We start from the raw sequence: 21,126 nt of genomic DNA on the forward strand, positions 1-21,126 counted from the left end.
CTTTATTTTTATATGTTTTTTTGTCTTTGTTATCTTTAAAGCTGATATATCTTCATTAACATCCAAGAAGATAAATTTAAAACCAGTGAAATAGTGTTGATTTTTAAACACTTAATATATTCCAAATAAATAAAAATCTAGCAGTTTTTATCCTAAATCATATTTCTTCTAAGCTTTGCAAAAGCAATTGCTTATTTTCAAACTCAATTACCTGTAGCGTTCTGATATCGATTTAAGGTGTCATTATGTCTCGTTTAATTTCTGAAAATGTTCATGTGATTGAAAACGATCTCGATGCGATTCATGCTGCTTATCATGTGGCTGATTTTGCACTGGAAGGTCGTAATCAACGTGATCAACAGCGCTTGCTGCCTTTTGCTGAAATTGATCTGTTCAGCCAGAAAGGCCTAGGCGGTCTTCGTATTCCTAAACAATATGGTGGTGCATTTGTTTCCAATAAAACTCTTGCTCATGCATTTCGCATCATCAACAAAGCAGATTCCAGTGTAGGACAAATTCCACAGAATCAAATTGCGCTGTTGAATATGATTCAAATTATGGGGACAGAGCAGCAGAAACAGTTTATTTATCAGGAAATTTTACAAGGCAAACGTCTGGCCAACGGTGGTCCGGAGCGCAATACCAAAGATACTAAAACCTTGGCAACCACTTTAAGCTTTGAAAATGGTCGCTATTTTGTCGATGGTGAAAAATTCTATTCTACTGGTAGTAGCTTTGCTCACTGGCTGGCGATTAAAGCCATTCATCCTGAAGGCCATGTGGTTTTAACCATTGTGAATCGTGAGACTACCGGTGTTGACGTGGTTGATAACTGGAATGGTTTCGGTCAACGCACCACATCTAGTGGCACAGTCAGACTTCAACACGTTGAAGTTAATCCGCTACTGATTTTTGATGAGCGTCTACTTTCCAGTCAACCCAATTACCGCGGTGCCTATTCACAGTTATTACAGGTGGCAATTGATGTCGGCATAGCCGAAGCAGCTTTTGCCGATACCGTAAGCGCGATTCATAAAGCGCGTCCGATTGTCGATGCACAAGTCGAAAAAGCCAGTTTTGAACATTACACCTTACAGGAAGTGGGGAAATCTTCCGTTCTTTTAGATGCAGCCATCTTACTGCTGGATGAAGCAGCTGAATATTTGGATGAGCTTGATCAACTGGAATCGGTGACAGATGAGCAGGCTGCAAAAGCCTCTATTTTAGTTGCTGAAGCCAAAGTCTATGCCAATGATGCAGCGCTACATATATCTGAAAAATTACTAGAACTCGGCGGTAGCCGTTCAAGTCTGAGTCAGCATAACCTGGATCAGCACTGGCGTAATGCGCGTGTGCATACCCTGCATGACCCGATCCGCTGGAAACTGCATGCGCTTGGGGATTATTACCTGAATCATAAGCTCCCTGCCCGCCACGCCTGGATTTAAGGATATTCACCATGACTTCATATCAAAATATTATTTCATTTAATTCCGAACAGCTGGCGCATGCCCACATTATTCAGTCTGATGCAGAAGCACTAGAAATTGCACGCAATTTAGCTGAACAATTCAAAGCTGGAGCCGTTCAGCGCGATGCCGAGCGCATTCTTCCATTTGAAGAAATTGAAGCCTATAGCCAGTCTGGACTCTGGGCCATTACCGTACCAAAACAGTATGGTGGTGCAGAGGTATCCAGTTATACCGTAGCTCAAGTGATTGCACTGATGAGTGGTGTAGATGGTTCAATTGGCCAGATTCCACAAAACCATTTTTATGCTCTGGAAATCCTGCGCAATAACGGCACAGAACAGCAAAAACAAAAACTCTATGCCGAAGTATTAAAAGGTGCCCGTTTTGGCAATGCCTTGGCAGAATTCAAAACAAAAACTGCCGCACAACGCCAAACGGCTATCCGGAAAAATGCTGAAGGCTATGTCATTAATGGTGAAAAGTTCTATTGCACCGGCAGTTTATTTGCCCATCGTATTCCAACACTAGTTGTGGATGAACAGGATCAGCAATTCCTGGCTTTTGTGCCGCGTGATAGTGAAGGTCTAACTTTGATTGATGACTGGAGCGGTTTTGGCCAACGTACCACAGGCAGTGGCACGGTGAAATTTAACAATGTGCAGGTATTAGAGGAAGATGTAGTTCGATTTGATACTGCCTATTCTCAACCCACCATCTCGGGGCCTTTTGCGCAATTGATGCATGCATCTATTGAAACCGGGATTGCCCGTGCAGCATTTGAAGAAACCTTAAACCGCGTGCGTCAGGCACGACCATGGATTGATTCAGGTGTAGACAAAGCGACTGATGATCCGCTTACCCTATTTGAACTGGGCCGAATTGTTGCCGATGTCCGCGCCTCAGAAGTGTTACTCAAACAGGCAGCGCGTTCGATTGATGCCGCAAAGCCAGCACCTACTGCAGAAAATGTAGCGAAAGCTTCTTTAGATGTGGCCAAGGTTCGGGCACATAGTAGCGAAACAGCATTAAAGGCATCTTCAAAACTGATTGAACTGGCAGGCAGCCGTGGTAGCCAGCGTGAAGACGGCCTAGATCGCTTCTGGCGTAATGCCCGCGTACATACCCTGCATGATGCTTCGCGCTGGAAATATTATTTCATTGCCAACTATATTTTAAATGGTGTACTGCCACCACGCCGGGGGACATTGTAATGACAAATTCATTACCTGCTTCGGCAAAAAAAATCTTGTTGAATGCTTTTGATATGAACTGTGTCGGCCATATCAATCACGGATTATGGACCCATCCGCGTGATCAGTCGCACCGTTTTAATGAGCTGAGTTACTGGACAGATTTAGCCCAAACCCTGGAACAAGGCCTGTTTGATGGTCTGTTCATTGCCGACATTACCGGGGTTTATGATGTCTATCAAAACGGTATTGACCTGACTTTAAAAGAGTCGATTCAATTACCCAGTCATGATCCTAGTACCTTGGTTTCTGCCATGGCTGCTGTGACGCAAAACCTTGGATTCGGTATTACCGTCAATTTAAGTTATGAATCACCGTATCAGTTTGCCCGTCGCTTCGGCAGTCTGGATCATCTGACCCAAGGCCGTATTGGCTGGAATATCGTGACTGGTTATCTGGACAGTGCCCAACGTCTGATTGGTGAAAAAGGTTTAAAAGACCATGACCTGCGCTATGAACAAGCCGAAGAATTTTTACAGCTTTGCTATAAGTTCTGGGAAGGTTCCTGGGAAGATGATGCGGTTTTAAAAGATAAACAGAAGCGTATTTTTACCGATCCCGCTAAAGTTCATCCGGTTCAGCACCAAGGGCAGTTTTACCAAAGCCAAGGCGTGTTTCAGGTCTCTCCTTCTATCCAGCGTACTCCGGTTTTATTCCAGGCAGGTGCTTCACCGCGTGGTATGGCTTTTGCCACCCAGCATGCGGAAGGCATGTTTATTGGTGGTGATCAACCAGCAAAAATCAAAAAACAGGTCGATCAAATTCGGAAACAAGCCACCGAACAAGGACGCGATCCAGAAGCAATTAAGATTTTTGTCGGCATTACCGTGGTGACTGCTGAAAGCGATGAACTGGCTCGGCAAAAACTGGATGAATATATTGCTTATGCCAGTCCTGAAGCGGGTCTTGCCCACTTCTCCAGTTCAGTCGGGATTGATCTGTCTAAATTTGCAGATGATGAAGCGATTCCTTACCAGAAGACCAACAGCATTGCTTCGGTGAATAACAAGTTTAAAGAACAGCAGATCACACCGAATGACCTGAAAGCCCAGCATGTACTTGGCGGACGTTATCCACTGATCGTGGGCAGTGGGGCAACCGTGGCTGAAAAACTGATTCAACTGATTGATGAAACCGGCATTGATGGTTTTAACCTGACCCGTACCGTTGCTCCAGAATCACATCAGGATTTTATCCGTCTGGTTATTCCCGAATTACAGCAGCGCGGACGCTATAAGACTGCATATGAACAAGGCAGTCTCCGACACAAGCTGTTTCAGCAAGGCGACCGACTGTCTGCCTCACATCCTGTTCAGCAATTTCGATGTCAAAACTCTGCATCAACTTCGAATTCCAACTTAAAGCAAAAACAATCAGCATAAATTTTGAGGTGCAACATGGCACAAAGCGCTAAAACTAAATTCACCATTATTGGGGTGATTATTGCGGTAGTGGTTATCGGACTGGTGGTCTGGAATCAACAAAAGAAATCCGGTTCAGATGAACTGGTGATTGGCATTAGTCCATCCTTTGCCAAGCCTTTACAGGTCGCAGCTGATGAAGCCAAGCAGCAAGGTCTGAACGTGAAACTGGTGGAATTCTCCGACTGGAATACACCGAATATCACGCTTAATCATGGTGATATTGATGCCAATTTCTTCCAGCATCAACCATTTCTGGACAATGCCAAAAAAGAAACCGACTTTAAGATCAAGGCCTTCGCTAAAGGCGCAGCAACACATGTCGGTTTGTATTCAAAGAAAATCAAAAGTTTTGATGAGTTAAAAGATGGTGCCAAAGTTGTGGTGCCAAACGATCCAGTGAATCAGGGACGTGCACTATTACTTTTACAACAGGCGAAACTGGTGACCCTTAAAGATCCAAATAACCATTTATCTAGCCTGAAAGACATCGCGACCAATCCAAAGAACTTACAGTTCGTTGAAGTGGAAGGTCCACAAACCGCACGTGCCATTGACGATGTAGATCTGGCTTTTGGCTATCCGCACTACCTGCGTCTGGCAAAAACAGCTGACCCGGAACAAGCTTTGTTATTTGACTCTAACAAGGACAGCCGTTATGCCATTCTGTTTGCGGTACGTGAGGACTATCAAGACAAAAATGACAAACTGAAGAAATTTGTCGAAATCTATCAGAACTCGCCGAAGGTAAAACAGGCTTTGGATGCAGATTTCGGTGCCAAACTCTGGTTCCCGGGCTGGAAATAAGGGTTTAAACAATGTCTCAAATTTCCAAGCTTAATATTAAAAATCTGCTGATTGGCCTCACTATAGTTGTAGTTATTGCAGGATTGTTTGCCTATCGTTATAAGCAAAACCAGCAACAGGATAATGTTCTGACGATTGGTATTAGCCCACCCTATGCAGAACTATTACAGACAGTTGCAAAAGAAGTAGAGAAAGATGGCATTCATGTCAAACTGGTTGAATTTTCAGATTGGCAGGCACCCAATGTGGCAGTACAAAACGGTGATATTGATGCCAACTTTTTTCAGCAAAGCGTGTTTTTAAAGAATGCGATTAAACAAACCAACTACGACTTACATGCTTTTGGCATAGGCAGTGGCAGCCATGTAGGTTTATATTCCAAGCAATATAAATCTTTAGATGCCTTGCCACAAAATGCACGTGTGGTTATCCCAAGTGACCCTGTTAACTCGGCTCGTGCATTGATTTTGTTGCATCGTTCAGGGCTGATCCAAATCAAAGACAGCAACAATGAACTGTCAACCCTGCAAGATATTGTGGCGAATCCGAAGCAACTCAAATTTTTAGAAGTTGAAGGTCCTCAAACAGCACTTGCCTATGACGATGCGGATCTGATTTTTGGTTTCCCCCATTATTTAAATATGGCTAAAAAAGCCGATCCACACAGTGCTTTGTTTTTAGATCCAATTGATAAGAAATACGCCATCCTTTTTGTTACGCGTAAAGATTATCAAGACAAAAATCAAAAGTTAGAAAAATTCATTCACGCCTTTCAAAACTCATCACAAGTTCAAAATATTTTAGACAAAGATTTTGGTAAGAACATGTGGTTCCCGGGCTGGAAATAAGGAGAAAACGATGGTGAGTTTTGGTTCTCAGGTGGACTTCTCTGTCCCGCACATCAAAATCCGCAATCTGCACAAATATTATGATGTTCAGGGTAACCCGGTTCATGCCTTAAAAGACATTAATCTAGATATTCCTGAAGGTAAAATCTTTGGCATTATCGGGAAAAGTGGTGCCGGTAAATCTTCACTGATACGCACCTTAAATGGTTTGGAGCAAATCAGTGAAGGTCATATCCATATTCATCAGCAGGATCTGGCAGAATTGAAACATGCCGAACTGATCCAGTTGCGTCAGCGCATTGGCATGATTTTTCAGCACTTTAATTTAATGTCAGCGAAAACGGTTTGGGAAAATGTTGCCCTACCTTTAAAGGTCGCCAATTATAAAAAATCAGACATTGATGCACGTGTGAATGAAGTGCTGCAACTGGTCGGCTTAAGTGAAAAAGCACAGCACTATCCTTCACAGTTATCTGGCGGCCAGAAACAACGTGTTGGCATTGCCCGTGCGCTGGTGCATCATCCGGAAATTTTACTCTGTGATGAAGCGACTTCGGCCCTAGACCCGGAAAGTACTTCAGTGGTGTTGTCATTACTGAAAGAAATCAATCAGAAACTGGGTATTACCATTGTGCTGATCACCCATGAAATGCAGGTGATTCGTGAAATCTGCGATCAGGTGGTGGTCATTGAACATGGTGAAATTGTCGAATCTGGCGAAGTCTGGTCGGTCTTTTCCAATCCCCAGCAAGAAATTACCCAGGAATTGCTAAATCTGGAACAGCTGGATTTACCTTTTGCCATCAGCCCGAATGTGATTTCTGAAAGTTCACATAGCATTTTAAAACTGCGCTATGCCCCCGATGTTCAACATTCACCTGATCTGAAACTTATTTTTGATCAGTTTGAAACGCCGGTACATTTATATCAGAGCCATGTTGATACTATCCAGAAGCATCTGGTCGGAAGTTTCATTGTCGCCGTGCCTGATCTGAATATTGATACCGGCTTACTTCAACAAAAATTAAAACAATACATTGCACAGATTGAGGTCATTGGCTATGCACGACCAGCTCATTGATTTATTACTGACCGGAACAATTGATACTTTGCTGATGGTCGGTGTGTCCGCCATTGTTGCCTTTATCATTGGCTTGCCTATCGCTGTGATTTTAGTCAGTACTTCCGAACACGGCATTTATCCCTCCAAAAGCATCAACCAGGGCTTGGGCTGGATCGTGAATATTACCCGTTCGGTCCCGTTTTTGATTTTAATGGTAGCTCTCATTCCACTCACCCGCTGGATTGTTGGCACCAGTTACGGCGTATGGGCAGCAGTTGTCCCCTTAACATTGGCAGCCACCCCTTTCTTTGCCCGTATTGCCGAAGTCAGTTTGCGTGAGGTGGATCAGGGCCTGATTGAAGCGGCACAAGCGATTGGCTGTAATCGTAAACAGATTATCTGGCATGTGCTGTTACCTGAAGCACTGCCCGGAATTGTGGCAGGCTTTACCGTGACTTTGGTGACTATGATCAACTCATCCGCCATTGCCGGTGCGATTGGCGCAGGCGGTTTGGGAGATATCGCCTACCGTTATGGTTATCAGCGTTTTGATATGCAAATCATGCTCGCCGTGATTGTGGTGCTGGTAATTCTGGTGATGCTGGTTCAGGCCGCAGGCGATTCAATCTCCAGCCAGCTGGATAAACGTAAAATTTAAGCTGTCCGATTTTAGGAGTTTTCAACAAACCATCTAGCCATGACCTGACTTTGTCATGGCTTTCATGTAAAATCATCGGCAATTTTTATATAACACGTTGTGAGTTATTTCATGGGTTTTAATTGCGGTATTGTCGGCTTGCCGAACGTTGGTAAATCTACACTTTTCAATGCATTGACTAAAGCTGCCATTGCTGCAGAAAACTTCCCGTTCTGCACCATCGAACCGAACACCGGTATCGTTCCTGTACCTGACCTACGCATGGACAAACTTGCGGAAATCGTTAAACCACAACGTGTGCTTGCAACCACCATGGAATTTGTGGATATTGCCGGTCTTGTGGCTGGTGCATCTAAAGGTGAAGGCCTGGGTAACCAGTTCCTTGCCAACATCCGTGAAACCGATGCTATTGCGCACGTCGTGCGTTGTTTTGAAGATGAAAATGTCATTCACGTGAACGGTAAAATCGACCCGTTGGATGATATTGCAACCATCAATACTGAACTTGCCCTTGCTGATTTGGAAACTGTAACCAAAGCAGTAACACGTTTAGCAAAATCAGCTAAAAGTGGCGACAAAGAAGCTGTTGCCACTAAAGCTGTTTTAGACAAAATTTTGCCTTTGCTAGATGAAGGCAAACCTGCACGTGCAGCCGACCTTGATGATGATGAACGTAAACTGGTACGTGGTTTTGGTTTAATGACTTTAAAACCAACCATGTACATTGCCAACGTGGCTGAAGATGGTTTTGAAAATAACCCGCATCTAGAAGCGGTTAAAAAATTGGCTGCTGAAGAAAATGCGATTGTGGTTCCGCTTTGCAACCAGATTGAAGCTGAAATTTCATTGCTTGAAGATGAAGACCGTGCTGAATTCCTGGAAGCTATGGGTATGGAAGAACCAGGTCTGAATATCGTGATTCGTGCCGGTTACAGCTTGCTTGGCTTACAAACTTACTTCACCGCGGGTGTACAGGAAGTTCGTGCCTGGACTGTGAAAGTAGGTGCAACTGCACCACAAGCAGCCGGTGTGATCCACACTGACTTTGAAAAAGGCTTTATCCGTGCTGAATGTATTGCTTATGATGACTTCGTTCAATACAACGGTGAAGCCGGTGCCAAAGAAGCTGGTAAATGGCGTCTGGAAGGTAAAACTTACGTGGTTCAGGACGGTGACGTTCTGCACTTCCGTTTTAATGTTTAATTCGTGATTTAATAAAAAAGCCCCATCATTGGGGTTTTTTTATTGTCTCAATCAGCTGAATGCTCATCTTGCAGTTAGATCGGTATAGCGTGTGAATTGATCGTTAGATTTGATGTACTTTTTCAATAGCCAATATCAGTACCCGCTTCAGAACAAGTAGGCTAGATCATGGGTAAATCTTTAAATTATTACTAAAATTATTACTACTTGGTCTGACGATGGTTTGTCTGGAGAATTAGCCCTGTGTCCAATCATCAAAGCGCATTAAAGCAGCATAGACGATTTGCACATCGATATACTCGGTTATTTTTCTCATTAAACTTAGGCCTAAGGCTATTTTATCTGGCCTATTATTTCAGTTTCAGCAGCTCAAACTTAAATCCTGCTTAAAACCCAAAAAACACCAACAATTTCACTGTAACTTATTGCTTTTCAGCAACCATCCTGCAACTTAATCACGAATAAAATTTGCCTAATTTATATACAGGCACTGATGCCTGTTTTCAAAGAATAATAGCAATGAAAAAACTTAGCACAATTTTTACCGCAGCGATCTTCACAATGCTTAGTGCCACTGCATTTGCTTGCCCTAAAGGCATGACCATGACGGGTGGTACGGGTCCAAATCATAAAGGCGGCACATGTGTTACTACAAAAGAAGCCAAAAAGCATGCTGCTACGCAGCATGAAAAAAGCAAAGCCCATGCCACAAAAGAACATAGCAATATGATCAAACCGGCAGAAAAAGATATGCACAAAGCCAACACTGAAATGAACAAAGCAAAAATGGATATGAACAAAGCCAATACCGAGATGGGCAAACCAAAACCATAATTGCTAAAAAAAGCCGGTTTAATCAACCGGCTTTTTTATCTTGAAGCTTTTAAGTTAAGTAATATTCACCATCTTGGCATCCATTTCAGCACGTTGTTTGCGTGCCTCAACTAACATTCTTTGCTGTAAATCTTTGCGCAATCCCAACAAGAACACAAATTCTGCCAACACAAATAAAGGGCCGATCGCCAGACCAATCACATCATCAAAAAATGCCGGTTTTTTCTTTTCATAGTAGTGACCAACAAATTGAAACAGCCAGCCCACCACGAAAATGCCGATACTCAAGCCTAACCAGCTCGCCATTTGCATTTGCGCAATCTGGTAGGCCATTGGATAAATAAGCGCAAAAATGACCAGCATGACAATCCCGAAAATGCGGTCCAGACTGAAATAATAGATGCAACTTGCAATCATTAATAATAAGGCAAGAGTCAGCTCAAAGCCTGCAAGCGGGATACCTGCCCGCGCAGTCAAACAGACGATGGAAAAAACAATCAGCGGAATGCCAATAAAATGGGTAAAAATATTCTTTTGATCGAGGTGATAAGCTGCATACTGGCTTAACAGCTGTTCTAATTTGGTCATGTTATTCTTCCTTGTTCCACTTATTGTTCTACTATATAAAAAAATCCAGGGACATGTTGTCAGTTAGCCGACAACTGAAATAAAAAAAGGAATTAACGTGCTTGAGTCCATTTATATCGATCATTTAGAACAAAATGTCTGGTTCACCCAATTGCCTGTACTGTTTAAGGACTTTATCGTGAACAGTGCTGTGCAACAACATTTTGACAAGGAACAAACCATCTTTCATGCAGGTGATCCCTTCAATGGCATCTATGCTGTTTTAGAAGGTGCTGTCCGCTTGGGTTATATTGATATTCATGGTAAAGCCGCAGTTGCTGCGATTGTAGAACCGATTATGTGGTTTGGTGAAATCTCTCTGGTCGATGCCAAGCCGCGTTCCCATGATGCCATTGCCACGCAAAAAAGCCTGATTCTGCATATACCGAGTACCGCGCTACAATTGCTGCTGCAACAACATCCGGTGTTTTGGTATCACATTGCGCAACTCACCAGTCAAAAACTACGCTTTGCTTTTTTAGAGCTAATTTCAATCCAAACCCAAAACATGACCCAGCGCTTGGCACAACGCTTGCTGTTTATTTTAAATGGCTATGGCAATCATTTAAGCATTGAAAAAAATGTCATTCATTTATCGCAAGAACAACTGGCGCAAATGCTGACCTGTTCCAGACAAACCATCAATCAGGAACTGCAAGCTTTAGAACAGCAAAATATTTTGCGTCTATCTTTTAAGAAAATTGAAATTTTAAACTTGGCGCAACTGCATCACATTGCTCATGCTTTTCCAGGCAACTGAGGAAAAAATACTGGTTGATCAACAGATTAAGTAAGGATTAAGCTTTAAATATTTACCGCCAACCAGAACAAGTGAAGTGACTTGTCTGATCATTCACAGGTTGAACAGATAAGATCTTATGAAAGTAACTGGCACACATTCACATCATCAAAACCATTGGTGCATGCTGCAACTTCATGTTCGTTCTCTGAGGAAGATTGAGCAGCCTGTACTTGTGCTGATGCAGTCGCTAGCTGACTAAAAGTACTGATTGCGATAGTTATACTTATTGAAAAAAACACTTTATCAAACATCTCTTTTACTCCTAATTAGCAACTAAGTAGAAATTATTTAGATTTTTATCAAAATAATATAGATTAAATCGTCATTATTATACACAAATTATCATTTAACGATAATTTTATATATTTATCATATTATCGTTTTATTCTCTTATTCATCCCTTAAAACTATAAGTAAAAGTATATTTTAAAAAGTAGAGTACATAAAAAACGAGGCTTAAGCCTCGTTTTGATTTCCATTTTAAGAGCCGATTTTTTTCGGATCAGTATTTCCAAGTACCGGGTTATCGATTGCATCTTTACATTGCTGCTTATCACGCTCGTAATCTGCCTGTTTCTGCGCCACTGAACTGGATTGATCCATGGTTTCACGTGCCCAAATTTCCAGACTGGTCAATGCCTTACGGCATAAAGCATATTTGCCTTCAGTTACGGAATCAGTCATTTTGACATTAATGCGCCAATCTGTACTCAGCTTGCGTGCCGGTTTACGGACCTGCTCTTCCAAGGCATCAACTTTTTTTGCATACACCAGACCATCCACCTGATTAATGAATTTCCACGCTTCATTGGCATAAGTGGTTGCATCATTGGTCAGTTTAGGTGCGGGTTTAATTTCAGCTTTTTCAGTTTTATTGCCCTCATTTCCACAAGCCTGCAGCAAAACACTACTGCATAATAAAGAAACAATCAGCATTCCACGTGTCTTCAACATCAACATATCAGGCTCACCCAGATAAACAATTCGGCACTATGCTAGTGAATTCGAGTACAATACTCAATCATCATTTGACCCGTTGTTCAACTCTCCCGCAAAGGTGTGTCGTGTCTGAGCACAAAATTCCTCCAGTTCAAGCTGCTGGCTTTTGGCAAGGTGCTAAAGACAGTCAAGCCATTATTTTTACTTATCTTCCTGTTTCATTTGCTTTCGGTGTTTCAGCCAGCCAATTTGGCTTTAGCTCTTGGGAAGCGCTGTTTTTATCCTGTTCCATGTATGCCGGCGCCAGCCAGTTTTTAGTGGTGGCTTTACTTGGCAGTGGCACATCCATCTGGATGACTGCCCTCACCGTGATTGCTTTAGATATTCGTCACGTGCTTTATGGGCCAGCTTTACAAAATCTGATTCAGGACAAACTCAATTTAAAGAAAACTGCTGTCTGGGCCTGGGGTTTAACCGATGAAGTCTTTGCTTCCGGGATGATTAAACTTTCGCAACGGCGTCAGGAATGGTCAGAATCCTGGATGCTGGGCTTAAGCCTGTTTAGCTGGATGTCCTGGGCCTTAGGTTCATTTTTAGGTGGATTATTTGCCGATCAGGTCAGTGCCTTACCTCAGTTTTTACAGGCCGCTCTGGATTTCTTGCTGCCCGCGTTATTCCTGAGTTTCCTGCTTGCTGCCTTTGAGAAAAAGCATAGCTTTATTGTCACGGTCTGTTTAGCGGTATCCGCTATTGCCTGCTATTTCATTAATTTATCGGCTGCGATTTTTATCGGGATTTTCTCCGGTATTCTGGCAGGCTTATTTAAACACTATGTTTTAAAACAATATGATGATGAATTTGGAGAGGCACATGAATCTTGAAATTATTCTGGTCGGGATCATTGTCGGCATTGCCAATTTTGCCTCGCGTTTTGGGCCATTTTATCTCATTCAAAAAAGCCGTCAGAATTCACAAAAACGCGGTGCTGTCTGGATCAAGATTGCTTTAGGCAGTATCGGTATTGCTGCAATCAGTTCCATGCTGGTGGTTGCTACCCTACCGCCACTGATGGAAAGTCCGAATAAAAGTTTTGCCATGCTGGTCGGTTTTCTGACCCTGGCGGGTCTGTATTTTAAGTTTAAGAAAATTGTCCCGGCGACCTTAACCGCAGCGCTTGCGTACGGATTGATTTATACCTATCTGCCAGTTTCATTTTAAATCCTGTATACAAGTCCCTCTTTGATAAAGAGGGATTTAGGGAGATTTTCAAAACACTTTATAAATAAAATTGTTGGACAATATCATTAATTTATGTGAACGAAACCTTAACTCTTAAACCAGTTCTGCTATGCTAAAAGTCCATAAAATCAAGCATGGATGATTTACATGAGCGTGACCATTGGTACTCCACTTCAGCCTTCTGCGTTTAAAGTTTTATTGTTAGGTTCGGGAGAATTAGGTAAAGAAGTTGTGATTTCCTTACAACGCCTAGGTGTAGAAGTTCATGCTGCGGATCGTTACGATCATGCCCCTGCCATGCAAGTGGCCCATTATTCTTATACTTTAAACATGGCAGATGCTGAAGAACTCAAACAGCTGATTGAAAAAATTAAACCCAATCTGATTGTTCCTGAAATTGAAGCCATTGCGACTCAAGTTTTAGTCGAAATCGAACAACAAAATATTGCCACCGTTATTCCTTCCGCCAAAGCAGTCAACCTGACCATGAACCGTGAAGGCATTCGTCGTCTGGCTGCTGAAGAACTTGGCTTACCGACTTCTGCCTACCGCTTTGCCGACTCGCTAGAATCTTTCCGTGCTGCCTGTGATGACATTGGTTATCCAAACTTTGTTAAACCGGTGATGTCTTCTTCCGGTAAGGGACAATCCCGTGTTAAGAACTTTGATGAAGTCGATGCTGCCTGGGAATATGCGCAAACCGGTGGCCGGGTTAATCAGGGTAAAGTGATTGTTGAATCACAAATTGATTTCGACTTTGAAATTACTTTACTCACCGTTCGTGCCAAAAATGCCGAAACAGGTGAAATTGAAACCCACTACTGCGACGCGATCGGACATCGTCAAGATTCTGGTGATTATGTAGAAAGCTGGCAGCCGCAAGCCATGACTCCGGCGGCCTTAGAAGAAGCTAAACGCATTGCCCATAAAGTCACCACAGCTTTGGGCGGATGCGGTATTTTCGGTGTGGAACTGTTTGTCAAAGGCGATAAAGTATGGTTTAGTGAAGTATCTCCACGTCCGCATGATACAGGGCTTGTCACCCTTGCATCACAATACCAGAGCGAATTTGAATTACATGCGCGTGCCATTTTAGGTCTGCCAGTGAATACTTCACGTCATAGTGTTGCAGCCAGTGCGGTCATTTATGCAGGCGTTGATGATAGCAATTTGTCTTTTTCTGGCTTAAATCTTGCTTTAACAAATCCGAACACTGATTTACGCCTTTTTGGTAAACCCGAAGGTTTTAAACGTCGTCGCATGGGGGTTGCAACTGCACGTGCTGAAACCACAGATCAGGCGCGTGAACTTGCACTAGAGACTGCATCTCAAGTCAGTGTTAAACAAAACTAAACTTGCTAAATTATTAACGGACCACTGTTCATGATCAATACCTCTCCACTGCTGAATTACGTTAAAAGTAACCATGACATACAGGCGATCAATCAATGGCGCACCGATGTTGAAAATCAGCTTCAGGAAAGTTTTGAAAATGGACAGTCGATCCGAGAGATCATTTTGGCCCGATCCAACCTGATTGATGAAGCCCTAAAGTTTCTCTGGAAACATGCTGAACTTGATCAGACCGATCTGGGTCTGTTTGCTGTGGGTGGATATGGCCGCCGGGAAATGCTGCCTTATTCCGATGTGGATATCATGATTTTATCGGAAGATGAAATTAGCCCCGATCAGGAAAAACTGATTTCCACTTTTATCTCCTCGCTTTGGGATGTCGGTAATTTCAAACCCGGCATTAGCGTACGTACCATTTTCGAATGTGTTGAACAGGCCACCAATGATTTAACCGTTGCGACCGCGCTGATTGAGTCGCGTTTGATTACGGGCAACCCAAATTTAGCCAAATGGCCACGCCGTATTGTTTCGCAAACCTGGACCGATAAAACCTTTTATGATGCCAAAATGGATGAGCAGGCAAAACGCTATGCTCAGCACAACAATACCGAAAGCAACCTGGAACCGGATATTAAAAACGCACCGGGCGGTCTGCGTGACATCAACCAGATTGGCTGGATTGCCAAACGGCACTTCAGGGTCAACCGTATTTATGACCTAGTTCATTTAGGCTTTATTTCAGATTTTGAACTGGGTGTATTAGAAGAAGCTGAAAGTTTTCTATGGGAAATTCGCCACCATTTACACCGTTTGACCAAACGTGATGAAAACCGTTTATTGTTCGATTATCAACGTGATATCGCTACCCTATTTGGTTATACACGTGAAGAAAATAAATCACCGAATTATCCGATCGAACAGTTCATGAAGCGTTATTATCGGAGCGCGCAACAAGTATCCACCTTAAATGAAATGTTGCTGGCTTATTTTAACGAGTCTGTCATCACACCACGTTTACCCAATTATGAACGTAAAATTGAAGAAATTAATGCAAACTTCAAACTGGTTGATGGCAAACTCGCAGTTCAGCACCATAAAATCTTCTCGGAACGCCCAAATGCAATTTTAGAACTGTTCTATTTATTGGCAAACCGTCCTGAAATTGAAGGCATCCGTGCCCGCACCTTACGTCTTTTGACTCTTGCAGCAAAACGTATTGACCAGAACTACCGCAACAATCCTGAACATCAAGCCCTATTCATGGCCATCATGCGTTCACCGCATCGTCTGTATGACACACTGGTGGCGATGAAACGTTACGGCGTATTGGGCAATTATATTCCGGCATTCGGTCAAATTATGGGACTGATGCAGTATGACCTGTTTCATATTTATACCGTAGATGCCCATACCTTATTGTTATTGCGTAATTTGAATCGCTTTAAAGAACCCGAATTCGCCAAAGACTTCCCTGTGGTCAGTTCGGTGTTCCAGCGTCTTCGACGTCGCGACATTGTTTATCTGGCTGCTTTATTCCATGACATTGCCAAAGGTCGTGGTGGTGACCATAGTGAGCTGGGTGCAGAAGATGCAATTGCATTCTGTCGAACCCACGGCTTTACCGAACGTGAATGTAATCTGGTGGCCTGGCTGATTCAAAATCACTTGCTGATGTCGATGACGGCACAGAAAAAAGATATTTCCGATCCGGATGTGGTGCAAGATTTTGCCCAAAAGCTGGGTGATATGGAGCATCTGGATTATCTGTATGTACTTACCGTTGCCGATATTAACGCGACCAATCCAAAACTATGGAACACTTGGCGCGCATCCTTGATGCGTCAGTTATATACCCATGCGCGTGATGTCATACGTACCGGTCTGGGTCATCCGGTGGATTATCAGATGCTGATTGAAGACACCAAATTTGCTGCCAGTGAAATGCTGGTTAATGACTTTGCACTTGAAGAAGTAGAAAAAGTCTGGCAAGAACTCGGTGATGAATATTTCATTAAAGAATCAGCCGATGAAATTGCCTGGCATACCCGTGCCATTTTGCAACATGGCAATAATCCGGAACCTCTGGTATTGATGCGTGCCCATCGTCAGTCAGCACAAGATGCAGTACAGATCTTTATTTACACTCAGGATCAACCCAATTTATTTGCCACTACCGTGGCGATTTTTGATCGGATGAATCTGGATGTGCAAGATGCACGGATTATTACTGCATCAACCGCCTTTAGTCTGGATACCTATGTAGTGCTTGACCGTTTTGGCACCTTGCTCACCGACCCGGAACGTGAAGAAACCGTGATTGAGGCTTTGGTTAAAGCTTTAAGCCAATCGGACAAATATCCTGGTCTGATGCAACGTCGTATTCCACGCCAATTACGCCATTTTGATATTGAAAATACCGTGGATATCACCCTGAATGCTGCACTTCAACAAAACATGGTTGAAATTTCAACGCTCGACCATCCGGGTTTACTTGCCAAAGTAGGTGGTTTATTTATGATGCAAGGTTTAGATATCCATTCTGCTAAAATTGCGACCTTGGGTGAGCGTGCAGAAGATATTTTCTTTGTCACTAAAAAAGATGGCATCCCAATGTCCGATTCAGAAGCTAAAACTTTTGCTGCTCAATTGAAGTTAGCACTGGATGAAGCCTCAAATCTTGTCTCTGGCCAACATTAACTTAAAATTTACGCGGTACCGATTTCATGAACTCAAGTTTGTCATTATTGCATCCTTATCCTTTTGAAAAGTTAAATAAACTTTTTCAGGGTATTCAACCTGCAGATTTACCACTCATTCCATTATCGATTGGTGAGCCAAAGCATCCTGCACCAGAGTTTGTGAAACAGGCCATTATTGACAACTTCAAGCATTTATCGACTTATCCGAACAGTAAAGGTTTGCCTGAACTACGTCAAAGCATTGCCAACTGGTTAACCCGTCGCTTCAAGCTCAACAGCATTAGCGCTGAAAATCATGTTCTGCCTGTATCCGGAACGCGTGAAGCCATCTTTTCTTTTGTTCAGGCTTTAGTCAACCGCGAAGATGCACCTTATGTGGTGATGCCGAATCCTTTCTATCAAATTTATGAAGGGGCAACCTTGCTTGCCGGCGCAAAACCGTACTTCATCAACTGCACTGAAGAAAACAATTATCTGGGTGATTTTGATGCCGTCCCTGCAGAAGTGTGGGAAAAAACCGCATTATTGTTTGTCTGCACACCGGGCAATCCTACCGGTGCGGTATTGTCAAAAGAGCAATTTAAAAAACTGATTGCACTTTCAGACCAATATAACTTTGTGATTGCTTCAGATGAATGTTATTCGGAACTCTGGTTTGACCAAGCACCCGTAGGCTTGCTTGAAGTTTGTGCTGAAATTGGTCGTGATGATTACAAAAACTGTGTCGTATTCCACTCCCTTTCCAAGCGTTCAAACTTGCCGGGCATGCGTTCAGGCTTTGTCGCAGGTGATGCAGCCTTACTGAAACCTTATTTGCAATATCGTACCTATCATGGTGCTGCCATGCCAGTTCAGCACCAACTGGCATCTATTGCCGCTTGGGATGATGAAGCACATGTGGAAGAAAACCGTAAGCTGTACCGTGCCAAATTTGAATTATTCCAGAATGAGCTGGGGCAATTATTGCCACTAAAAAAACCGGATGCAGGCTTCTATTACTGGCTAAAAGTGGACAATGATGAAGCATTTGCCAAAATGCTGATGGAAAAAGCCCATATTAAAGTTCTGCCGGGCCGTTATCTGTCTCGAGATACTGAACAAGGCAATCCGGGTGAAAATCATGTCCGTATGGCATTGGTTGCCGATATCGCACAATGTGAACAAGCGATTCAGCGTTTGAAAGCCATTCTTTAATGGGTTAGATAAGCAATAAGATCAACTATTATCCACTGCTACAGCAGTGGATAATTTTTTGAACATCCACTTAAACCCAGCAGATAAAATGAGAAAGGGCGATCCATGAATCGCCCTATATGTTTTTTATTATCAAAATTACTGGGCTAAAGCCGCTTCAATATCCCTTTCCAGATCTTCTGGTTTAGTGGTGGGAGCATAGCGATTAATCACTTGACCTTTTTTATTAATTAAAAACTTAGTGAAATTCCATTTAATACCATTGCCCAATACCCCTTTACTATTATTGGTTAAATAGCGAAAGATGATGTGTGCTTCAGGTCCTTTGACATCCACTTTGGCAAACATCGGGAAATTCACGCCATAATTTTTTTGACAGAATGCACCAATCTGTTCATTGGAACCCGGATCTTGCCCACCAAACTGATTACAAGGAAAACCCAAAACTTCTAATCCCTGATCTTTGTATTTTTCATACAACTTTTCAAGACCTGCGAACTGGGGAGTAAAACCGCATTTACTTGCAGTATTTACGATCAATAAAACTTTGCCCTGATAATCGGCAAATGATTTATTTTTTCCATCTAACAACTCAGCCTCAAACTGATAAATGTTGGTCATGGATATGTTTCCTCATCATTTTTTTCTTGTGTTTTTAATTCTAAAGAAGCTGAATTAACGCAATAGCGCAATCCTGTAGGTTGTGGGCCATCTTCAAAAACATGCCCTAAATGCGCGCCACAATGATGGCAAACAATTTCCGTTCTGACCATACCATGGGTCGAATCCTGATGTTCTTCAACAGCTGAACTATTTACAGGACGATAAAAACTTGGCCAGCCACTGCCGCTGTCATATTTGGTTTCGGAAGAGAATAATTCTTCGCCACAACAACGGCAAAGATAGGTTCCTGTTTGCTTAGTATTCCAGTACTTACCGGTAAATGCTGGCTCCGTCCCCTTTTGACGTGTAATACGGAATTCTTCAGGTGATAACTCTCTTTGCCATTCTCTGTCTGATTTACTGAGTTTTCCCATGATTACGCACCTTTCTATCTTGCTATTTAAAATAGGATAATCCTATATTTACGTGATTCATTTTAAAAATTCTAGTCTTTATTTAACATTTTACAAAAGACATATAATATCTAAAAAAGCAAAAAGTAAGCAAAAATAAAAAACAAAGTAAGCATTTTATTTATTAAATGCTTTTTTGTGAGCAAATTTAGTGGTAGGCTTAGTACCATTCTTGCTCAGGATTAAAAAATGTCGCAAAAAAAGAGCGTAATTTTTAAAAATCTACTACCTGTAATTAAACAGTATCAACAGCTAGGATTTACGCATGAAAAAATTGTTGCTTTACTAAGAGATGAACATAATCTCGATCTAGTCACAACTGAGACATTTAAAAGTTATTTATATCGTTATGCAAAAGTGACCTCCACTCTTTCCGAGAACATCAAAATGCCGAACACTTTCCAAACCCCTCGCGAAATTAAAAAATCGTCTAAGCTCGAGCATGTATGCTACGACATTCGCGGACCTGTGTTACGAGCGGCCAACGAAATGGAAGAGGCCGGGCACAAAATTATTAAACTGAATATCGGAAACCCAGCCCCATTTGGTTTCGAAGCGCCGCAAGAAATTATTAATGATGTCGCTTTAAACCTGCCTAATGCTGTTGGTTATACCGACTCAAAAGGGATTTTCCCTGCGCGTAAAGCCATTTGCCAGTATTACCAGCAAAAAGGCATTCTCAACATGCATGTCAACGATGTGTATGTAGGTAATGGTGTATCTGAACTGATCGTGATGGCGATGCAAGGCTTGCTGGATGATGGCGATGAAATGCTGGTGCCAATGCCAGACTATCCTCTCTGGACAGCTGCGGTAAACCTGTCTGGCGGTACTGCAATTCACTATAAATGTGATGAAGAAAACTTCTGGTATCCGGATATTGCGGATATGGAAAGTAAAATCACACCAAATACCCGCGGTATTGTGATTATTAATCCCAATAACCCGACCGGTGCGGTCTACCCACGCCATATATTGCAACAAATCGTTGATCTTGCAAAAAAATATGACCTGATTTTATTTGCTGACGAAATTTACGACAAAATCATTTACGATGGCATTGAACATGTCGCGGTCGCCGCACTTGCAGGTGACCAGCTTTGTATTTCATTTAATGGCTTGTCTAAAGCCTACCGTATTGCCGGCTTCCGTTCAGGCTGGATGGCCATTACCGGTGATAAATCACGTGCAGCAGACTACATTGAAGGTCTGGACATGTTGGCATCTATGCGCCTATGCGCCAACCATCAGGCACAATATGCCATTCAAACTGCATTAGGCGGCTATCAGTCGATTAATGACCTGATCCGTCCGGGCGGCCGTTTATACGAGCAACGCAATATTGCATGGGAAATGTTAAATGACATTCCAGGGGTAAGTTGCGTAAAACCTGAAGGTGCCATGTATTGCTTCCCTCGTCTTGATCCTGAAATTTATCCAATTCAAGATGATGAAAAATTCATGCTCGATTTATTGCGTGCTGAAAAAGTGTTACTGGTGCAAGGAACCGGTTTCAACTGGCCTACTCCAGATCATTTCCGTGTGGTGTTCTTGCCTGCCGAAAATGAACTTCGTGAAGCGATTGGCCGCTTAGGTCGTTTCCTTTCCAAAATGCGTTAATTTCCTAGTTTCCCAAGTAGA

At 42.6% G+C, this 21,126-nt stretch carries 21 protein-coding genes; 16 read left to right on the top strand and 5 right to left on the bottom strand.

The features are described from left to right. The first annotated feature begins 245 nt into the window (after positions 1-245). The 9 genes from B9T29_RS10635 to B9T29_RS10675 all read left to right on the top strand — a co-directional run bounded on the left by B9T29_RS10635 (position 246) and on the right by B9T29_RS10675 (position 9,556). A complete protein-coding gene (locus B9T29_RS10635) occupies positions 246-1,448 on the top strand; it encodes an SfnB family sulfur acquisition oxidoreductase (RefSeq protein ID WP_086175904.1) in 1,203 nt (400 codons plus the stop codon). An 11-nt stretch (positions 1,449-1,459) separates the two neighbouring features. After that, positions 1,460-2,683 (top strand): SfnB family sulfur acquisition oxidoreductase, encoded by a 1,224-nt coding sequence (locus B9T29_RS10640; RefSeq protein ID WP_086175905.1) that lies wholly within the window; start codon positions 1,460-1,462, stop codon positions 2,681-2,683. Further along, a complete protein-coding gene (locus tag B9T29_RS10645) occupies positions 2,683-4,104 on the top strand; it encodes an LLM class flavin-dependent oxidoreductase (RefSeq protein ID WP_086175906.1) in 1,422 nt (473 codons plus the stop codon). Before B9T29_RS10640 ends, B9T29_RS10645 begins: the two co-directional genes overlap by 1 nt. 15 nt (positions 4,105-4,119) lie before the next feature. Continuing rightward, complete coding sequence (locus B9T29_RS10650) at positions 4,120-4,950, top strand: MetQ/NlpA family ABC transporter substrate-binding protein (protein ID WP_086175907.1); 831 nt, start codon at positions 4,120-4,122, stop codon at positions 4,948-4,950. Positions 4,951-4,961: 11 nt separating this feature from the next. Continuing rightward, the gene (locus B9T29_RS10655) at positions 4,962-5,798 is read left to right on the top strand and encodes a MetQ/NlpA family ABC transporter substrate-binding protein (RefSeq protein WP_086175908.1); all 837 of its coding nucleotides are present in this window, start codon (positions 4,962-4,964) and stop codon (positions 5,796-5,798) included. Positions 5,799-5,808: 10 nt separating this feature from the next. Then, positions 5,809-6,879, top strand: a complete 1,071-nt coding sequence (locus tag B9T29_RS10660; RefSeq protein WP_086175909.1) for a methionine ABC transporter ATP-binding protein — start codon at positions 5,809-5,811, stop codon at positions 6,877-6,879. Further along, positions 6,860-7,519, top strand: a complete 660-nt coding sequence (locus B9T29_RS10665; protein WP_086175910.1) for a methionine ABC transporter permease — start codon at positions 6,860-6,862, stop codon at positions 7,517-7,519. Before B9T29_RS10660 ends, B9T29_RS10665 begins: the two co-directional genes overlap by 20 nt. A gap of 111 nt (positions 7,520-7,630) precedes the next feature. Further along, entirely contained in the window at positions 7,631-8,722 is a 1,092-nt protein-coding gene (ychF, locus tag B9T29_RS10670; RefSeq protein ID WP_086175911.1) for a redox-regulated ATPase YchF, read from the top strand. A 519-nt stretch (positions 8,723-9,241) separates the two neighbouring features. After that, positions 9,242-9,556, top strand: coding sequence for a hypothetical protein (locus B9T29_RS10675; protein ID WP_086175912.1), 315 nt, complete (start codon positions 9,242-9,244; stop codon positions 9,554-9,556). Between the two features lie 54 nt (positions 9,557-9,610). Here B9T29_RS10675 and B9T29_RS10680 read toward each other — a convergent pair whose 3' ends face one another. Continuing rightward, entirely contained in the window at positions 9,611-10,144 is a 534-nt protein-coding gene (locus B9T29_RS10680; RefSeq protein ID WP_086175913.1) for a DUF962 domain-containing protein, read from the bottom strand. Between the two features lie 97 nt (positions 10,145-10,241). On the opposite strand from B9T29_RS10680, the gene B9T29_RS10685 reads away from it, so the two are divergent. Continuing rightward, positions 10,242-10,943 carry a Crp/Fnr family transcriptional regulator gene (locus B9T29_RS10685; RefSeq protein WP_086175914.1) on the top strand — a complete coding sequence of 234 codons (702 nt, stop codon included), beginning with the start codon at positions 10,242-10,244 and terminating at the stop codon, positions 10,941-10,943. 116 nt (positions 10,944-11,059) lie between these two features. Here B9T29_RS10685 and B9T29_RS16295 read toward each other — a convergent pair whose 3' ends face one another. Then, positions 11,060-11,236, bottom strand: coding sequence for a hypothetical protein (locus tag B9T29_RS16295; protein WP_171264032.1), 177 nt, complete (start codon positions 11,234-11,236; stop codon positions 11,060-11,062). 229 nt (positions 11,237-11,465) lie between these two features. Then, the gene (locus tag B9T29_RS10690) at positions 11,466-11,945 is read right to left on the bottom strand and encodes a hypothetical protein (protein ID WP_086175915.1); all 480 of its coding nucleotides are present in this window, start codon (positions 11,943-11,945) and stop codon (positions 11,466-11,468) included. Positions 11,946-12,049: 104 nt separating this feature from the next. Here B9T29_RS10690 and B9T29_RS10695 point away from each other — a divergent pair, with 104 nt between their 5' ends. The 5 genes from B9T29_RS10695 (at position 12,050) to dapC (ending at position 18,409) form a co-directional block, all read left to right on the top strand. Continuing rightward, entirely contained in the window at positions 12,050-12,805 is a 756-nt protein-coding gene (locus B9T29_RS10695; RefSeq protein WP_086175916.1) for an AzlC family ABC transporter permease, read from the top strand. After that, positions 12,795-13,142, top strand: coding sequence for an L-valine transporter subunit YgaH (gene ygaH, locus B9T29_RS10700; RefSeq protein ID WP_086175917.1), 348 nt, complete (start codon positions 12,795-12,797; stop codon positions 13,140-13,142). The genes B9T29_RS10695 and ygaH overlap by 11 nt, the downstream gene beginning before the upstream one ends. A 159-nt stretch (positions 13,143-13,301) precedes the next feature. Further along, positions 13,302-14,516, top strand: coding sequence for a formate-dependent phosphoribosylglycinamide formyltransferase (purT, locus tag B9T29_RS10705; protein ID WP_171264033.1), 1,215 nt, complete (start codon positions 13,302-13,304; stop codon positions 14,514-14,516). A 30-nt stretch (positions 14,517-14,546) separates the two neighbouring features. Beyond that, positions 14,547-17,213, top strand: a complete 2,667-nt coding sequence (gene glnD / locus B9T29_RS10710; protein ID WP_086175919.1) for a [protein-PII] uridylyltransferase — start codon at positions 14,547-14,549, stop codon at positions 17,211-17,213. A gap of 26 nt (positions 17,214-17,239) precedes the next feature. Beyond that, positions 17,240-18,409: a succinyldiaminopimelate transaminase gene (gene dapC / locus B9T29_RS10715; RefSeq protein WP_086175920.1), complete on the top strand. Its 1,170-nt coding sequence runs from the start codon at positions 17,240-17,242 to the stop codon at positions 18,407-18,409. 138 nt (positions 18,410-18,547) lie between these two features. Here dapC and B9T29_RS10720 read toward each other — a convergent pair whose 3' ends face one another. Then, positions 18,548-19,030: a glutathione peroxidase gene (locus B9T29_RS10720; protein ID WP_086175921.1), complete on the bottom strand. Its 483-nt coding sequence runs from the start codon at positions 19,028-19,030 to the stop codon at positions 18,548-18,550. Continuing rightward, positions 19,027-19,446 (bottom strand): peptide-methionine (R)-S-oxide reductase MsrB, encoded by a 420-nt coding sequence (msrB, locus tag B9T29_RS10725; protein WP_086175922.1) that lies wholly within the window; start codon positions 19,444-19,446, stop codon positions 19,027-19,029. The genes B9T29_RS10720 and msrB overlap by 4 nt, the downstream gene beginning before the upstream one ends. A gap of 228 nt (positions 19,447-19,674) precedes the next feature. Here msrB and B9T29_RS10730 point away from each other — a divergent pair, with 228 nt between their 5' ends. Next, positions 19,675-21,105 (top strand): pyridoxal phosphate-dependent aminotransferase, encoded by a 1,431-nt coding sequence (locus B9T29_RS10730; protein ID WP_086175923.1) that lies wholly within the window; start codon positions 19,675-19,677, stop codon positions 21,103-21,105. Positions 21,106-21,126: the final 21 nt, after the last annotated feature.

This window comes from Acinetobacter sp. ANC 3903, assembly GCF_002135315.1.
Classification (GTDB): Bacteria; Pseudomonadota; Gammaproteobacteria; order Pseudomonadales; family Moraxellaceae; genus Acinetobacter.

Bases quoted from the DNA above. Each gene is read 5' to 3' on its own strand.
- B9T29_RS10635 (WP_086175904.1), top strand. From the start codon at position 246: ATGTCTCGTTTAATTTCTGAAAATGTTCATGTGATTGAAAACGATCTC.
- B9T29_RS10640 (WP_086175905.1), top strand. From the start codon at position 1,460: ATGACTTCATATCAAAATATTATTTCATTTAATTCCGAACAGCTGGCG.
- B9T29_RS10645 (WP_086175906.1), top strand. From the start codon at position 2,683: ATGACAAATTCATTACCTGCTTCGGCAAAAAAAATCTTGTTGAATGCT.
- B9T29_RS10650 (WP_086175907.1), top strand. From the start codon at position 4,120: ATGGCACAAAGCGCTAAAACTAAATTCACCATTATTGGGGTGATTATT.
- B9T29_RS10655 (WP_086175908.1), top strand. From the start codon at position 4,962: ATGTCTCAAATTTCCAAGCTTAATATTAAAAATCTGCTGATTGGCCTC.
- B9T29_RS10660 (WP_086175909.1), top strand. From the start codon at position 5,809: ATGGTGAGTTTTGGTTCTCAGGTGGACTTCTCTGTCCCGCACATCAAA.
- B9T29_RS10665 (WP_086175910.1), top strand. From the start codon at position 6,860: ATGCACGACCAGCTCATTGATTTATTACTGACCGGAACAATTGATACT.
- ychF (WP_086175911.1), top strand. From the start codon at position 7,631: ATGGGTTTTAATTGCGGTATTGTCGGCTTGCCGAACGTTGGTAAATCT.
- B9T29_RS10675 (WP_086175912.1), top strand. From the start codon at position 9,242: ATGAAAAAACTTAGCACAATTTTTACCGCAGCGATCTTCACAATGCTT.
- B9T29_RS10680 (WP_086175913.1), bottom strand. From the start codon at position 10,144: ATGACCAAATTAGAACAGCTGTTAAGCCAGTATGCAGCTTATCACCTC.
- B9T29_RS16295 (WP_171264032.1), bottom strand. From the start codon at position 11,236: ATGTTTGATAAAGTGTTTTTTTCAATAAGTATAACTATCGCAATCAGT.
- B9T29_RS10690 (WP_086175915.1), bottom strand. From the start codon at position 11,945: ATGTTGATGTTGAAGACACGTGGAATGCTGATTGTTTCTTTATTATGC.
- ygaH (WP_086175917.1), top strand. From the start codon at position 12,795: ATGAATCTTGAAATTATTCTGGTCGGGATCATTGTCGGCATTGCCAAT.
- purT (WP_171264033.1), top strand. From the start codon at position 13,302: ATGATTTACATGAGCGTGACCATTGGTACTCCACTTCAGCCTTCTGCG.
- glnD (WP_086175919.1), top strand. From the start codon at position 14,547: ATGATCAATACCTCTCCACTGCTGAATTACGTTAAAAGTAACCATGAC.
- dapC (WP_086175920.1), top strand. From the start codon at position 17,240: ATGAACTCAAGTTTGTCATTATTGCATCCTTATCCTTTTGAAAAGTTA.
- B9T29_RS10720 (WP_086175921.1), bottom strand. From the start codon at position 19,030: ATGACCAACATTTATCAGTTTGAGGCTGAGTTGTTAGATGGAAAAAAT.
- msrB (WP_086175922.1), bottom strand. From the start codon at position 19,446: ATGGGAAAACTCAGTAAATCAGACAGAGAATGGCAAAGAGAGTTATCA.
- B9T29_RS10730 (WP_086175923.1), top strand. From the start codon at position 19,675: ATGTCGCAAAAAAAGAGCGTAATTTTTAAAAATCTACTACCTGTAATT.